The 14,133-nt window shown below is 70.6% G+C and carries 12 protein-coding genes; 7 read left to right on the top strand and 5 right to left on the bottom strand.

The window, feature by feature from the left end; all coding sequences use genetic code 11:
• Positions 1–67: 67 nt before the first annotated feature.
• Both tuf and OG871_RS16675 read left to right on the top strand, forming a co-directional pair.
• Complete coding sequence (tuf, locus tag OG871_RS16680; RefSeq protein WP_371497576.1) at positions 68–1,261, top strand: elongation factor Tu; 1,194 nt, start codon at positions 68–70, stop codon at positions 1,259–1,261.
• Between the two features lie 373 nt (positions 1,262–1,634).
• Positions 1,635–3,566 (top strand): hypothetical protein, encoded by a 1,932-nt coding sequence (locus tag OG871_RS16675; protein ID WP_371497575.1) that lies wholly within the window; start codon positions 1,635–1,637, stop codon positions 3,564–3,566.
• Between the two features lie 78 nt (positions 3,567–3,644).
• Here OG871_RS16675 and OG871_RS16670 read toward each other — a convergent pair whose 3' ends face one another.
• The 5 genes from OG871_RS16670 to rfbA all read right to left on the bottom strand — a co-directional run bounded on the left by OG871_RS16670 (position 3,645) and on the right by rfbA (position 8,548).
• Positions 3,645–4,922 carry an acyltransferase family protein gene (locus tag OG871_RS16670; protein WP_371497574.1) on the bottom strand — a complete coding sequence of 426 codons (1,278 nt, stop codon included), beginning with the start codon at positions 4,920–4,922 and terminating at the stop codon, positions 3,645–3,647.
• A 104-nt stretch (positions 4,923–5,026) separates the two neighbouring features.
• Positions 5,027–5,986, bottom strand: coding sequence for an NAD-dependent epimerase/dehydratase family protein (locus OG871_RS16665; protein WP_371497573.1), 960 nt, complete (start codon positions 5,984–5,986; stop codon positions 5,027–5,029).
• 28 nt (positions 5,987–6,014) lie between these two features.
• Positions 6,015–6,917 (bottom strand): glycosyltransferase family 2 protein, encoded by a 903-nt coding sequence (locus tag OG871_RS16660; RefSeq protein ID WP_371497572.1) that lies wholly within the window; start codon positions 6,915–6,917, stop codon positions 6,015–6,017.
• 159 nt (positions 6,918–7,076) lie between these two features.
• A complete protein-coding gene (locus OG871_RS16655) occupies positions 7,077–7,676 on the bottom strand; it encodes a dTDP-4-dehydrorhamnose 3,5-epimerase family protein (RefSeq protein ID WP_371497571.1) in 600 nt (199 codons plus the stop codon).
• Entirely contained in the window at positions 7,673–8,548 is an 876-nt protein-coding gene (gene rfbA / locus OG871_RS16650; RefSeq protein ID WP_371497570.1) for a glucose-1-phosphate thymidylyltransferase RfbA, read from the bottom strand. Before rfbA ends, OG871_RS16655 begins: the two co-directional genes overlap by 4 nt.
• Positions 8,549–8,630: 82 nt before the next feature.
• Between rfbA and rfbB the strand changes: the two genes are divergently transcribed.
• The 5 genes from rfbB to OG871_RS16625 all read left to right on the top strand — a co-directional run bounded on the left by rfbB (position 8,631) and on the right by OG871_RS16625 (position 14,107).
• The gene (rfbB, locus tag OG871_RS16645; RefSeq protein ID WP_371497569.1) at positions 8,631–9,608 is read left to right on the top strand and encodes a dTDP-glucose 4,6-dehydratase; all 978 of its coding nucleotides are present in this window, start codon (positions 8,631–8,633) and stop codon (positions 9,606–9,608) included.
• A 16-nt stretch (positions 9,609–9,624) separates the two neighbouring features.
• Positions 9,625–10,953: a hypothetical protein gene (locus OG871_RS16640; protein WP_371497568.1), complete on the top strand. Its 1,329-nt coding sequence runs from the start codon at positions 9,625–9,627 to the stop codon at positions 10,951–10,953.
• 98 nt (positions 10,954–11,051) lie between these two features.
• Positions 11,052–11,453: a DUF2304 family protein gene (locus OG871_RS16635; RefSeq protein ID WP_371497567.1), complete on the top strand. Its 402-nt coding sequence runs from the start codon at positions 11,052–11,054 to the stop codon at positions 11,451–11,453.
• Positions 11,450–12,226: a glycosyltransferase family 2 protein gene (locus OG871_RS16630; protein ID WP_371497566.1), complete on the top strand. Its 777-nt coding sequence runs from the start codon at positions 11,450–11,452 to the stop codon at positions 12,224–12,226. The genes OG871_RS16635 and OG871_RS16630 overlap by 4 nt, the downstream gene beginning before the upstream one ends.
• Before the next feature lie 93 nt (positions 12,227–12,319).
• Positions 12,320–14,107 (top strand): hypothetical protein, encoded by a 1,788-nt coding sequence (locus OG871_RS16625; protein ID WP_371497564.1) that lies wholly within the window; start codon positions 12,320–12,322, stop codon positions 14,105–14,107.
• Positions 14,108–14,133 lie beyond the last annotated feature (26 nt).

Here is a 14,133-nt window from a genome sequence, read left to right as displayed (position 1 = left end):
GTACCCAACCCGATCAAAGACCAACTGACGTCGTACGGCGTACAGAACTGTCCTCAGGAGGACTGCAGTGGCGAAGGCGAAGTTCGAGCGGACGAAGCCCCACGTCAACATCGGCACCATCGGTCACATCGACCACGGTAAGACGACCCTTACCGCGGCCATCACCAAGGTGCTGCACGACGCGTACCCGGAGATCAACCCCTTCACGCCGTTCGACCAGATCGACAAGGCCCCGGAGGAGCGTCAGCGCGGTATCACCATCTCGATCGCGCACGTCGAGTACCAGACCGAGGCGCGTCACTACGCCCACGTCGACTGCCCGGGTCACGCTGACTACATCAAGAACATGATCACCGGTGCCGCCCAGATGGACGGCGCCATCCTGGTGGTCGCCGCCACCGACGGCCCGATGCCGCAGACCAAGGAGCACGTGCTCCTGGCCCGCCAGGTCGGCGTTCCGTACATCGTTGTCGCGCTGAACAAGTCCGACATGGTGGACGACGAGGAGATCCTGGAGCTCGTCGAGCTCGAGGTCCGTGAGCTCCTCTCCGAGTACGAGTTCCCGGGCGACGACCTGCCGGTCGTCCGCGTCTCGGCGCTGAAGGCGCTCGAGGGCGACGCCGAGTGGGGCCAGAAGCTCCTCGGCCTGATGGAGGCCGTGGACGAGGCCATCCCGACCCCGGCTCGCGAGGTCGACCTCCCGTTCCTGATGCCGATCGAGGACGTCTTCACGATCACCGGTCGTGGCACCGTCGTCACCGGCCGCATCGAGCGTGGTGTCCTCAAGGTCAACGAGACTGTCGACATCATCGGCATCAAGGAGACCAAGACCACCACCACGGTCACCGGCATCGAGATGTTCCGCAAGCTGCTCGACGAGGGCCAGGCGGGCGAGAACGTCGGTCTGCTCCTCCGTGGCATCAAGCGCGAGGACGTCGAGCGCGGCCAGGTCATCATCAAGCCGGGTTCGGTCACGCCGCACACCGACTTCGAGGCCCAGGCCTACATCCTGTCGAAGGACGAGGGTGGCCGTCACACCCCGTTCTTCAACAACTACCGCCCGCAGTTCTACTTCCGTACCACGGACGTGACCGGCGTCGTGACCCTCCCCGAGGGCACCGAGATGGTCATGCCGGGCGACAACACCGGCATGACGGTCGCGCTGATCCAGCCGATCGCCATGGAGGAGGGCCTCAAGTTCGCCATCCGTGAGGGTGGCCGGACCGTCGGCGCCGGCCAGGTCACCAAGATCATCAAGTAATTGATGCTCTGACCTGCCTGTGACGAACAGGTGATCCGAGGGCCTCGCAGTGCCGTATGGCGCTGCGGGGCCCTCGGCTTTCACGGCCGTTCGCGGGCGGTCCACCGAGGACCCCTGCCGACACGGCGGCCAGGGGTGCTGGACTACCATGACCGGCGACAGCGAGGGTGTTTCTTGGTCCCCTCTTTGTCCGGGGCGGGGCGGTAGCGCCGGATGTGATCATTGCACGGGGGGTTCTCTCCTCCGAGTGTCGGTATGTTGAGGAGACGGTGGGAATATGACGGCCCAGCTACCGGGGACGGCGGCACGTCCAAGTGCCCCCCCGCTGATCAGGCCGGCGGAGGATTCGCCGAAGCGAGGGCGCCGGTGGGGGATGCTGGCGGGAGCCCTGGCGGCCTCCTGGATTCTTCCGGCCGCGCTCGACGCCCTGAAGCTGGACATCGTCCTGATCCCGGTGTTCGTCCTGGCCATCGCGTCGGTGCTGCGGGTGGGCGGGGGCCTCCTGGACCGCCTCGTCGTCGCGACGCTGGTCCTCTGCGGCGCGGTGCTCGGACTCGGCCTGGTGCTGTCCGTCGGATCCTGGGCCCTGATACCGGTCCCGACCGCCGGCCTCATCCTGTCCGCGGTGTCGGTCTCGGCCTGGGTGACCGGCCGGACGCCACGACTGCCGCTGCGGCTCCGCTCCTCGGACCTGGTGATCCTCGGTACCGGCGCAGTGGTCTGGCACTACATCCACCGGCCGGTGGCCGGGCGCTCCACCACCGAGCAGCTGCCCTACATCCTCTCGGTCGAGGACCGCTTCATCCACTTCTCGATCTTCGACGCGGTGCACAAGCTCGGCGCGTTCCCGTTCATGGACCAGGAGGCGGGCAAGCTCCTGGTGAAGACGCCGACCGAGGCCGTGTACCCGCAGGGCTCGCACTTCCTGCTGGCCTGGTTCGACACCTTCGTCCGCTCGACCGCGGACCTGGGCGACCCGGTGGGCGCCTACACCCGCTACTACACCTACGTGCTCGTCGCCTTCGCGGCGCTGTGCGCCCTGATCGTGTGGGCCGCCCGCTGGGTCGGCGGACCGCGGCTGACCGGCTGGCGCACCGCCGCGGTCTGCACCGTGGTCGCCGCCGTCGTCATCGCCAGCCCGCTGGCCGGCATGGTCCGGGTCGGCTTCGACTCGCAGATCATCGGCCTGGTCTTCATGACCGTCTCCATCGCGCTGATCGTCCGTCCCGCGATGGGCTGGGGCAGCTACGCCCTGGTGTCGGCGGCCGCTCTGATCACGGTCGGCTACGCGTACAACATCCTGGCCGCGTTCCCGGCCATGGCGCTGGTGGTCGCGGCGATCGTCTACCGCAAGCGCCAGCGCCGCCACCGCTGGCGGCTGTACGCCGTGCAGGCCGCTGGCGCCGCGATCGCGCTGGTGCCGAGCGTGCTGTCGCTGACCGCCAAGTTCGACGTCGCGGCGCAGACCCAGGCACCGGGGATGTACCTCTCGTTCGACCGCTCGCTGCTGGTCGGCCTGGTGCTGCTGGTGGTCGTGGTGTGCCTGCTCCCCGGCAACCAGAGGTCGGGGGTCTCCCGGACCCTGCTCCTCACGATCGGAAGCGCGACGCTGGTCACGGCCGCGTTCGGGGTGTGGCAGCTGAGCACCATCGACGCGCTGTCGTATTACTTTGAGAAGCTCGCGATCGGCGTTCTGGTGATCAGCCTGATCGGACTCGGCGCGGCCGGCGCTCTGCTGCGGCCGTTCCGCCCGTGGGCGAGGGCACTCAGCCGACCGTGGTGGACCGAGGGCGTGGCCGCGGTGGCCGTGTCGGCCACGGCGCTGAGCCTGTTCGGCGGTTTCCAGTGGGGCGTGCCGTCGGTGGACCGGGCGCCGACCAGCTTCCAGCACAGTGAGCTGGTGCTCTGGAGCAAGATCAAGCCCGGCGATCTGGGCCCCCCGGCCCGGACGATGATCCATCGCGACCTCAAGCGGGTGGATCCGAACGTGCCGGTGATCGCGCTGTACTCCAGCAACGGCTACATGAACTGGCGGGTGAGCTTCTTCGCCACCACGCTGATGGGTGACAGCGGCGTCGCCGCGGCCTACGACGAGCTGCTGGTCGTCTGGCTCGGCGGCGACCAGGTCGGCGAGGAGCAGTACCGGAGCTCGTTCGCCCCGCTGACCCGGGTCATCGGCCGGATCCCCGGCCCGAAGGTGACCCTGCTGGTCGGCGACCCGACGATCGCCGAGCGCCTGCGCCGGGAGCTGCCCCGGGCCACCGGCAAGCAGATCACCATCCTGGACGCTCCGCTCGCGGGCTGAGACCACGGGGAAGGGCCGTGGGTCCGGGCAGCTGCCCGGACCCACGGCCCTTCCCCGTTCTCGGTGTACTCCCCGCCGTCAGGCTCTGACGCGGGTGGCCGCGGACCCCGACTGCCGGGGGTCGGCGCCGGCCGTGGCGCTCTGCTCGGCCGCCGAACCCCCGCCGCCGCCGGAACCGCCGCGGCGGGCCTTGAACCGGGTGATCGGGCCCGGCGTCCAGTCCTTCAGACGCATCGCCGGGGCCTCGATGGCGTACCAGGAGAAGGCGGCCAGCACCACGGTGCAGGCCAGGGCGCAGGCGAGGAAGCCGAGCTTGCCGTACTTCACGAAGCCGAGCATCGCCAGCGCCTGCTCCACGGTGAAACCGTAGATGTAGATGCCGTAGGAGAAGTCGCGCTTGCGCCCGATCGCCTGGAACGGCCGGGGCAGCCTGATGGCCAGCCAGAACAGCAGGTACGCGAAGGCCGGGTAGCCGATCACGAACAGGCCGCCCCAGCGCATGGTCACCGCGAGGGTGAGCAGCGCGACGAGGGCGAGGCCGTCGTGGACCGGGATGCGCTCCCGGTACAGCTGCACGGTGGCGCCGAGCAGGAACGCGAAGCCCAGGTGGATCAGGAAGTGCGTGGACATGCCCCCGAGGAACGGGAAGTCCACGTAGGTGTTCATGTCGCCGGGGATGCCGCGCCAACCGGTCGCGTTGATCCAGTCGTTGAGGATCAGGATCCACAGCGCCGCCACGGCCAGCGGGACGAACCGGCGGGCGCGCAGCAGCACGCCGCCGGCCGCGAGCAGGCCGACCACGACGTAGCAGAGCAGCTCGTACTTCAGGGACCACAGGGCGCCGTTGACGCTCTGGTCGAAGTTGGTCCCGCGCTTGACGCCCTCCGCGATCGTCCCGGAGACGTCCCAGCCACCGCTCAGCGAGGTGTTCCAGGTCCCGACCAGGTAGGCGCGCGGGCCGTTGGGGTGGTCCCAGAAACCGGCCGTCGTGCCGTGCTGCCAGTGGTAGAGCAGCGGCATGATCACGAGCACCGAGATCAGCAGTGAGCCCCACAGCCCGGGCATGATGCGCAGCGCGCGGTGCCAGCCGAAGCGGCCGATGGTGGTCCGGCGCCCGCTGCCGGTGATCATGAACCCGGACAGCACGAAGAAGCCCACGACGGCCATCTTGCCGAGATCGGTCTGCTGGCCGCTGCGCAGCCAGAGCGGGTCGAGGTGGCCGTACCCCAGGGGGTACACGTGTGAGACCACCACGGAGGTGGCCAGCAGCAGCCGCAGCAGCCCGAAGCTGTTCGCACGGCCCGAGAAGAGCTCTGCCAGCGTGCCTCGGGAGTGGAGCAGACCGGTCGGTCTCATGGATTCCTCAAGTCTCGGTCGGGACGGGCCGACGGCCGGATGACGCTTCGATGGAGGCCGGGGCGGCGGGCCGCCCCGGAGGTGGGGCCGCCCGCCGTGCGGTGCTACTGCGCGACCGCCGAGCCGACCTGTGCCTGCCAGAGTGCCGCAACCGCCTGTCGCAGCGTACGGCGGGGGGCCCAGCCGAGCTGCTCGGCGGCCAGCGCGATGTCGAGCTGCTGCCAGTCGGTCTCCGGGCCGGTGCCCTCGGGCGCCGGTACCTCGGTGATCTCGGCGGGTACGCCGCTCTCCTCGATCAGCAGCTCGACCAGCAGCCGGGCCGCGCTGGCCGAGCCGGTGCCGACGTTGATCACGGCGGCGGCGGTCGGCGTGGCGACCGCGGCCAGCACGGCGTCCACGGTGTCGGTGAGGTCGACGAAGTCGCGCTGCGCGGTGAGCGGGGCGAGCGACAGCTGGGCGCTCTCGCCCGCCAGCCGGGCCGCGTCCAGCTTGGCGGCCATCACACCGAGCAGGCTGTGCCCGGGCTGCCCGGCGCCGACCACGTTGCCGAGCCGCAGCACCACACCGTCGACCCGGCCGGCGGCGACCGCGCGGACCACGGACTCGGTGGCGGCGAGCTTGAGCTTGCCGTACTCCATGACTGGGGCCGGCGCGTCGTCCTCGCGCTGGCTCACGCCGATCGGCGCCATGCCGTACTCGTGCACGGTGCCGAGGTGGACCAGCCGGGCCGGGGCGGTCATCGCGGCGACGGCCTCGACCAGCCGGTCCACCAGCACGACGTTGGCCTCGTACATCTGCTCGTCGTTCAGGCCCCACATGCCGCCGGCCGCGTTGACCACGGCGTCGATCCGCTCGCGGTCCAGCAGCGCGGCGAGCTCGGCCGGGGCCGTCGAGCTCAGGTCCACCCGGGCGAACCGGCCCGGGACGGGGACGGCGGGTTCCTTGCGGGCCAGCGAGAGGACCTCGTGGCCCTGCTCCACCAGGCGGTCGGCGAGCACCCGTCCGATGAAGCCGGTACCACCCAGGACGGCGACGCGGGCCGGTGCCGCGTGAGGTGCGGACATTGCGGGGTTGCTCCTAGAACGGGAGGGCTCAGCGGGGCTGGGCGGCGGTGGAGGTGGCGTTGCGGACCAGGGCCTTGGCCCCGGTCCACTGCTTCGCGCGGAGCGCGCCGGGCACCAGGGTGAGGGCGTGGATCCGGGCCGCGAGATGCAGCCGGGAGGCCTTCGCCGCCCGGTGCCAGCCCTGCTGGTCCAGCCGGTCCGCCACGTCCAGGAAGTAGCGGCGGGCCTCGGCGAACCGGGCGCCGGAGAAGGCCGAGGTGGCGGAGACGCTGACGTTGTGCCGGCGGTACTGGAAGCAGCGGGTGTCGTCGATCACGACCTGCTCGCCGGCCTGCAGCAGGTCGATCACCAGGGCCAGGTCCTGGATGATCTCCACGTCGTCGCGGAAGCCCATGGCGCGGACGGCCTCGGTGCGCCAGCACAGCGAGGGGAAGTACAGCCAGTTGCCCTTGAGCAGGCTGGTCGCCAGCTCCTCGCCGCCCATCACCGTCCGGCCGCGCAGCCGGGGCGCGTACAGCCGCCGCTTGGCCTCGTCCGCCAGGGTGGTGCTGGGCTTGCCGGTGCTGTCGATCACCTCGACGCCGGGCTGGACGATCGCGGTGCCGGGGTGGTCGGCCAGGCAGGCCCGGACCGTGGCGACGTAGTTGGGCAGCATGATGTCGTCGGTGCCCATGAAGACCATGTGCTCGTACTCGGCGAGCCCCAGGCACTTGCGGTAGTTGCCGGTGACGCCGAGGTTCTGCTCGTTGCGGAAGTACCGGACGCGGGGGTCGCCCAGCTCCGCGAACCACTCCGGGACACCGGGCTCCTTGCCGTCGTCCACGACGGTCAGGCGCCAGTCCTCGTCGGTCTGCGCGAGCACGCTGCGGACCGCCGCCTTCATCAGCGCGACGTCGCCGTAGTACGGGAGCAGCACATCCAGTGTGGTCATGGTCTCAGGCACATCCGCTGGTAGAGGGGCAGCCGCAGGAGGTCCTCCGGCGGGGTCATCATACTGACCGGCGCGTGACCGGCCTCCGCGCGAACGTCCCAAACGGGACACCCCGCGACCGGTGCGGTCGCGGGGTGTCCGCCGGGCGGGGGCGTCGGCTCAGCCGGTCTTCAGGGTGCGGTAGAAGTCCTGGCAGGCCTGGTAGTCCGGGAGCAGACCGGAGGCCAGCGCGTCGGCCAGCGAGGGCGCCGCGTCGTCCCGGGCGGAGAGCTGCGGGGCGTCGACCGGCCAGCTGATGCCCAGGTCCGGGTCGAGCGGGTGCACGGCGTGCTCGCCCGTCGGGTTGTAGGTCTCGGAGCAGACGTAGGAGAGCGTCGCGTCGTCGGTCAGGGCGCAGAAGCCGTGGCCGACACCCTCGGGGATGTACACCGAGCGGCGGTCCTCGTCGTCCAGCCGGACGAACTCCCAGGTGCCGAAGGTGGGGGAGCCGACCCGCAGGTCGACCACCACGTCCAGGACCGCGCCGCGCACGCAGCTGACGTACTTGGCCTGGCCGGGCGGCACGTCGGCGAAGTGGATGCCGCGCACGACGTCCTTGGCGGAGACCGAGAGGTTGCCCTGGGCCATCCGCAGCGGGTGGCCGACCACCTCGGCGAGGTGGTCGAAGCGGTACCACTCCATGAACAGGCCGCGCGGGTCGCCGTGCTGCTGCGGGGTGACCTCGAAGGCGCCGCCGATGGAGAGCTCGCGGAACTTCATCGGGCGTTCTCCTCGTCGAGCAGGGCCAGCAGGTACTCGCCGTACCCGCTCTTGCAGAGCGGCTCGGCGAGCTCGCGCAGCTGGTCCGAGCTGATCAGGCCGGCCCGCCAGGCGGTCTCCTCCAGGCAGCCGATCTTGAAGCCCTGGCGCTCCTCGATGACCCGGACGAACTCCGAGGCCTGGACCATCGACACGAACGTGCCGGTGTCCAGCCAGGCGGTGCCGCGGTCGAGGATGGTCACGTGCAGCTGGCCGGCCTCGAGGTAGGCCTCGTTGACGGCGGTGATCTCCAGCTCGCCGCGGGCGCTGGGCTTCAGGCCGGCGGCGATCTTCACCACCTGGTTGTCGTAGAAGTACAGCCCGGGCACCGCGTAGCGGGACTTCGGGGCGGTCGGCTTCTCCTCGATCGAGAGCACCCGGCCGTCCTCCGCGAACTCCACCACGCCGTACGCCGTCGGGTCCGCCACCGGGTAGGCGAACACCCGGCCGCCGACCGGCTCGGTGTGCTGCGCGAGCCGGGTGCCCAGGCCGCTGCCGTGGAAGATGTTGTCGCCGAGGATCAGCGCGACCGGCTCGTCCCCGATGAAGTCCGCTCCCAGCACGAACGCCTGGGCGATGCCCTCGGGGCGCTCCTGGACGGCGTACTCCAGCTTGAGGCCGAACTGCGAGCCGTCGCCGAGCAGGCGCGTGAACTGCTCCTGGTCCTGCGGGGTGGTGATGATCAGGATCTCGCGGATGCCCGCCATCACCAGGGTCGAGAGCGGGTAGTAGATCATGGGCTTGTCGAAGACCGGGAGCAGCTGCTTCGAGACGGCTCGGGTCAGCGGCCACAGTCGCGAGCCGGTGCCGCCCGCCAGGAGGATTCCACGCATGTCGGCAGCTTATGTGAGGCCGTGGGCCTCCCGCTGACCCGGGGTCGGCCGCGAACGGCCGCCGGGTAGACTGCGCCCTACTATGCGCATCCTCGTGACCGGCGGCGCCGGATTCATCGGTTCAGAATTTGTCCGTCAGCTGCTGGGCGCGGACGAGTCCGCCCAGATCACCGTCTTCGACAAGCTGACCTACTCGGGCGTCGAGGCGAACCTCGCACCGGTCGCCGACCACCCGGGCTACTCCTTCGTCCGCGGCGACATCTGCGACGTCGACGCGGTGGACCAGGCGATGGCCGGCCACGACGTGGTCGTGCACTTCGCCGCCGAGTCCCACGTCGACCGCTCCATCGAGGGCGCGGGCCCGTTCGTCCTGACCAACGTGGTCGGCACCCAGGTGCTGCTGGACGCCGCCCGCAAGCACGGGGTGGGCCGCTTCGTCCACGTCTCCACCGACGAGGTGTACGGCTCGATCTCCGAGGGCTCGTGGACCGAGACCTGGCCGCTCGCGCCCAACTCGCCCTACTCGGCCTCCAAGGCCGGCTCGGACCTGCTGGCGCTGGCCTACCACCGCACCCACGGCATGGACGTCGTGGTCACCCGCTGCTCCAACAACTACGGGCACTACCAGTTCCCGGAGAAGGTCATCCCGCTGTTCACCACCAACCTGCTGGACGGCAGGAAGGTGCCGCTGTACGGCAACGGCGGCAACATCCGTGACTGGCTGCACGTGTCGGACCACTGCCGCGGCATCGAGCTGGCCATGCGCAAGGGCCGGGCCGGCGAGGTCTACAACATCGGCGGTGGCACGGAGATCACCAACAAGGAGCTCACCGGCCTGCTGCTGGACGCGGCCGGGGCGGGCTGGGACATGGTCGAGCCGGTCGCCGACCGCAAGGGCCACGACCTGCGCTACTCGCTGGACATCACCAAGATCGGCGAGGAGCTCGGCTACGCGCCGCAGGTCCGCTTCGAGGACGGCCTCGCGGCGACCATCGCCTGGTACCGCGACAACCGCGACTGGTGGGAGCCGCTCAAGGCCCGCACCGCCCTGCACGGCTGATCCCGGGGACAGGACCGTGGGCAGCCCGATTGCAAAGGTGTTCGGCGCGCTCCCGCCCGGCGTCCGGCTGGTGGCCGGTGGCACCGTGGTGCTGGGAGCGTCCTCCTACATCTATCTCGCCCTGGCGGGCTACAGCCTGACCGCGGCCCAGGTGGCCGGCGTCTCCGTGCTGTGGACCGTGGTGATGTCCGTCGGGTACGGGCTGTTCTCCCCGGTCGAGCTGGAGCTGACCCGGCTGGTGTCCGCCCGGGACGTCGCGGGCCAGGGCCCCCTCCCGGCGGTCCGCCGGGTGCTGCTGCTGGCCGGCGGCGTGCTGGCGGCCGTCCTGGCGGCGGTGGCGTTCGCCGCGCGACCGCTGGCCGACCGGCTGTTCGGCGGTGACATCGCTCTGGTGGCCGGCCTCGGCGGCGCGATGGTCGGACTGGCGGTCAGCTCGGTGGTCCGCGGCGCCCTCGCGGGCCTCGGCAACTTCCGCTCGTACGGCGCCCAGCTGGCGGTGGACGGCGGCCTGCGGATCGGCCTGGCGGCGCTGCTGCCGGTGTTCGGCCTGCACTCGGCGCTGGCCTTCAGCCTGATCCTGGTCGTGGCACCGCTGGCCGCCTCGATGATCGGCCTCCGCTCGGTGCTGGCCGACCGGCGCGGCGGCGGGGCTCCGGTCTGGCCGGGGCTGGTCCGCGGGATCGGCCTGCTGACCGCCTCGACCCTGCTCGCCCAGCTGATGGTCAACGCGGCCGTGGTCAGTGTGAAGCTGCTCTCGCCGGAGGACGTGGTCCTGGTCGGTGCGCTGCTCAACGCGGTGGTGCTGGCCCGGGTGCCGCTGTTCGCCTACGCGGCGATCCAGGCCTCGCTGGTCTCGGCGCTCTCCGGGGCGGCCGCGGCCGGCGACCACCAGGAGTTCCGCAAGGTGCTGTCCCGGACGGCGGCGATCGTGGCGGCGATGTGCACCGTGGCGGGTCTGCCCACCATCGTGCTCGGCCCCTGGCTGATCCAGCTGCTGTTCAACGCCCAGCCGGTCCTGGGGTCGGCCGACTTCCTCTGGCTGGTGCTGGGCACGCTCTTCTTCATGCTCGCGACGGTCTTCGGCCAGGCGCTGATGTCCCTGGGCCGCCACCGTCACCAGCTGTTGTCCTGGGTGGCGGGCACGGTTGTCCTGGTGGTCGTGACCCTGTTGCCGGGCGCCGTCGGAACCCGTGCGGAACTGGGCTACCTGGCTGGTGCTGCGGTGAGCGCGGCTGGCATGCTGTGGTCGCTGTTCCGCTCGTTGCCCCGAGTGCGGCAGGCGGTCGTCGCCGACCATGCCATCGCCGATGGGCAGAACCCCGCCTCCCTGATACCCGGCCCCTGAGACAGTCATGCGCAGTGCGTGTGAGGAATATGCGTTCGACACCTCTATGATGTGTCAGTGATCGCCACGCCCACTGCCGCTGAAAGGCGAAATCCGTCGTGCGACTAACGATCATCACCTCGATCACCGGCGTGCTGGTGGTCGCCTACATCCTCGAACTGCTGCGGCGCCAGCAGCTGCGGGAGAAGTACGCGGCCATCTGGCTCCTGATCGGCCTGGCTGTCGCCCCGCTGGGCTTCTTCCCCACCGTCCTGGACTCCACCGCCCGTCGGCTGGGTATCGCCTCCGGCGTGAGCCTGGTGCTGTTCGCGGGCTTCGTCCTGGTCCTCCTGGTCTGCCTCCACCTCAGCTGGGAAGCGAGCCAGCTGGAGGCCGAGACCCGGAGCCTGTCCGAGGAGGTGGCGCTGCTGAGGTCCCACCTCGTCGAGCACCACGGCTACCCGGTCCGGAAGCAGGACACGACCCCGGCGCTCGCCGACGACTCCGAGGTGCACTCATGATCGACGGACTGCGGGTCCTCATCATCCTGCCCGCCCTGAACGAGGCCGAGGGCCTGCCGGGTGTGCTGAAGGAGATCAAGACCCAGCTGCCCGGCGTCGACACCCTGGTGGTGGACGACGGATCGACCGACGGCACCGCCGCCGTGGCGACGGCCTGCGGCTCCCCGGTCGTCCAGCTGCCGTACAACCTCGGCGTGGGCGGGGCGATGCGCCTCGGCTACCGGTACGCGTACCTGCACGGCTACGACGTCGCCATCCAGGTGGACTCGGACGGCCAGCACGACCCGGTCTACGTGCCGCTGCTGCTGGAGAAGCTCAAGGAGGCCGATCTGGCGATCGGCGCCCGCTTCGACGGCGAGGGCGACTACAAGGTCCGCGGGCCCCGGAAGTGGGCCATGGGGCTGCTGTCCTTCGTCCTCTCGCGGATAACCCGCACCAGGCTCACCGACACCACCTCCGGCTTCCGGGCCTGCAACCGGCAGCTGATCGAGTTCTTCGCCCAGTGGTACCCGGTGGAGTACCTCGGCGACACCATCGAGAGCATGGTCGGCGCGGCCCGCTGCGGCTTCGTGGTCCGCCAGGTCCCGGTGGCCATGCGTGAGCGCACCACCGGAACGCCCAGCGCCTCGCCGTTCAAGGCGACCGTCTATCTCGCGCGCGCGGGCCTCGTCCTGCTGCTCGCGATGATCCGCCGGATGCCCAAGCACCTGAAGGGCATCGCCGCGGCCGACCGCTCGTCGGTGGTCCAGCGCGAGCTCGTCGCCAGGAGCTGAGCGGGCTCCGCAGCCCGGGGCGGTGTCACGCCCCGGGCTGGACCAGGCGGCATCCACGGGGGAGTCGCCCGACCCGCGGCAGGACGCCGCCTCATGAAAGCGATCGATATGACGGACCTGGTCGACGACTCGGTGAGCGGTGCCAGATCGGACCGGAGCACGACGTCCGCCGCCACCGCGGAGCAGGACAGCAGCCGGGCGTCCCGGTTCAAGCCGTGGCAGCTCCGGCTTGCCGAGGGCGCGGTCAGCGTTCTCGTCTCGCTGCTCTTCCTGCGGCTGTGCATGCACATCAGCGTCAACCCGCTGCAGCGGGTCGGGCAGGTCAGCGGGCTGGCCAAGGTGCAGCAGTACGGCGCCATCGTGGGTCTGCCGCTGCTCGCCCTGCTGCTCTACGCCGCCTACCGCGGCAGCCTGCAGCGGTACCAGATCGCCCAGCGGCTGGTCTGCGCGGCCCTGGCGGGCCTCGCGACGGGTGCGGTGGCCGGTGGAATAGCGGTCGCCCTGCACGGCACGCCGTTCGGCCTGGGCGGTCAGGAGGGCGACCCCGGCAACGTCATGGGCATGGCCAATGACATGATCCGCGGCAACGGGCTGCCCGGCGTCTACCCGCCGCTCTTCCCGGCGGCCCTGGCCCTGGTGGCGGACACCTTCCACAACGGCGTCGCCGGCGTCGGCTACGCGATGAAGGACCTCCAGCTGATCTGCACCGCGCTGGCGGGGCCGATGGCCTACCTCGCGTGGCGGCTGCTGCTGCGACCGGTCTGGGCCGTGCTGATCGCGGTCCCGTCCGCGATCGTCTTCATGGACCCGATCCGCCCCTACAGCCACGCCACCATGATCGTGATGGTCCCGATGCTGGCGGGCTGCCTGCGCGAGCTCCGCCGGGCGCACGAGCTGTCCAGGCGCACCACGGTGCTGCGGGCGGCAGGCTTCGGCGCCGCGTTCGGTCTGCTCTTCCTCTGGTACTCGGGCTGGTTCGTCTGGACGGCGCCCGGTGTGCTGGTGCTCGCGCTCTTCCTCGTCCCGTGGCGCCAGGGCGCCGCGCGGCTGCGGCGGGCGCTGCTCTTCCTCGGCGTGACCCTGCTCAGTGCCGCCGTGGTGGGGGCACCGCTGCTCATCCAGATGGTCCGGCTCGGTGCGGCCACCAAGGACCGCTACGCCTACGTGATGACGTACATCGACCCGGCCTACGTGATGGGGTGGATCTCCGACCGCGAGGGCCGCGCCAACTACCACACCTTCCCGGACGCGGGTGAGCTGGCCGGACAGAACGCCTTCACCCTGCTGCTGCTCGGCGCGGTGGCGCTCGGGATCGGCTTCGGCCTGCGCAACGTCGTGGTGCGGACCGCGGCGGCGGGCCTGATCAGCGCCTGGCTGCTGCGGTTCTGGTTCGCCTCGCACATGCAGCACGACCAGGCCGTCCAGCTCTACCCGCGGACCACCTGGATCATCATGTACAGCCTGATGATCCTGGCCGTGCTGGGCCTGATGTTCACCACCCAGCGGGTGGTGGGCTGGCTCCGGGCCGTGGGCGGCGACGCGCCGGCCACCCGGATCACGCCGATCGCGGTCGGACGGCTGGCGGCCGGCGTGCTGTGCGGGCTGGCCCTGTTCGCCACCGTCGGTGCCTCCTGGTCGGCCAACCGCTACATGCCGACCACCGACATCGGCGTCGAGGACATGGGGCTGGACGCGTACCGCGCGCACTTCATCCAGCAGCAGGACGGGAAGTGCCCCAAGTACGCGGGCAGCAAGGGCTGTTCACCGATCAACAAGGAGCTGGCCGAGTACACCTTCGGCCCGGACGACTTCAAGCTGTTCTGCGGCAACGCGGAGCAGCCCGAGTGGCAGGTCCTGTGCGGACGGCAGCGGCCCTGGTAGGGCGGATCCGGCTCGCTCGGGCCCGG

The organism is Kitasatospora sp. NBC_00374, from assembly GCF_041434935.1.
GTDB lineage: Bacteria > Actinomycetota > Actinomycetes > Streptomycetales > Streptomycetaceae > Kitasatospora.
The sequence above is the reverse complement of the archived record's forward strand: the minus strand, read 5'-3'. Positions and strand labels throughout refer to the sequence as shown.

What these genes read in the sequence shown, in the direction of transcription:
- OG871_RS16675 (WP_371497575.1), top strand. Translation starts at nt 1,635, where the DNA reads ATGCTGGCGGGAGCCCTGGCGGCCTCCTGGATTCTTCCGGCCGCGCTC.
- OG871_RS16670 (WP_371497574.1), bottom strand. Translation starts at nt 4,922, where the DNA reads ATGAGACCGACCGGTCTGCTCCACTCCCGAGGCACGCTGGCAGAGCTC.
- OG871_RS16665 (WP_371497573.1), bottom strand. Translation starts at nt 5,986, where the DNA reads ATGTCCGCACCTCACGCGGCACCGGCCCGCGTCGCCGTCCTGGGTGGT.
- OG871_RS16660 (WP_371497572.1), bottom strand. Translation starts at nt 6,917, where the DNA reads ATGACCACACTGGATGTGCTGCTCCCGTACTACGGCGACGTCGCGCTG.
- OG871_RS16655 (WP_371497571.1), bottom strand. Translation starts at nt 7,676, where the DNA reads ATGAAGTTCCGCGAGCTCTCCATCGGCGGCGCCTTCGAGGTCACCCCG.
- rfbA (WP_371497570.1), bottom strand. Translation starts at nt 8,548, where the DNA reads ATGCGTGGAATCCTCCTGGCGGGCGGCACCGGCTCGCGACTGTGGCCG.
- rfbB (WP_371497569.1), top strand. Translation starts at nt 8,631, where the DNA reads ATGCGCATCCTCGTGACCGGCGGCGCCGGATTCATCGGTTCAGAATTT.
- OG871_RS16630 (WP_371497566.1), top strand. Translation starts at nt 11,450, where the DNA reads ATGATCGACGGACTGCGGGTCCTCATCATCCTGCCCGCCCTGAACGAG.
- OG871_RS16625 (WP_371497564.1), top strand. Translation starts at nt 12,320, where the DNA reads ATGAAAGCGATCGATATGACGGACCTGGTCGACGACTCGGTGAGCGGT.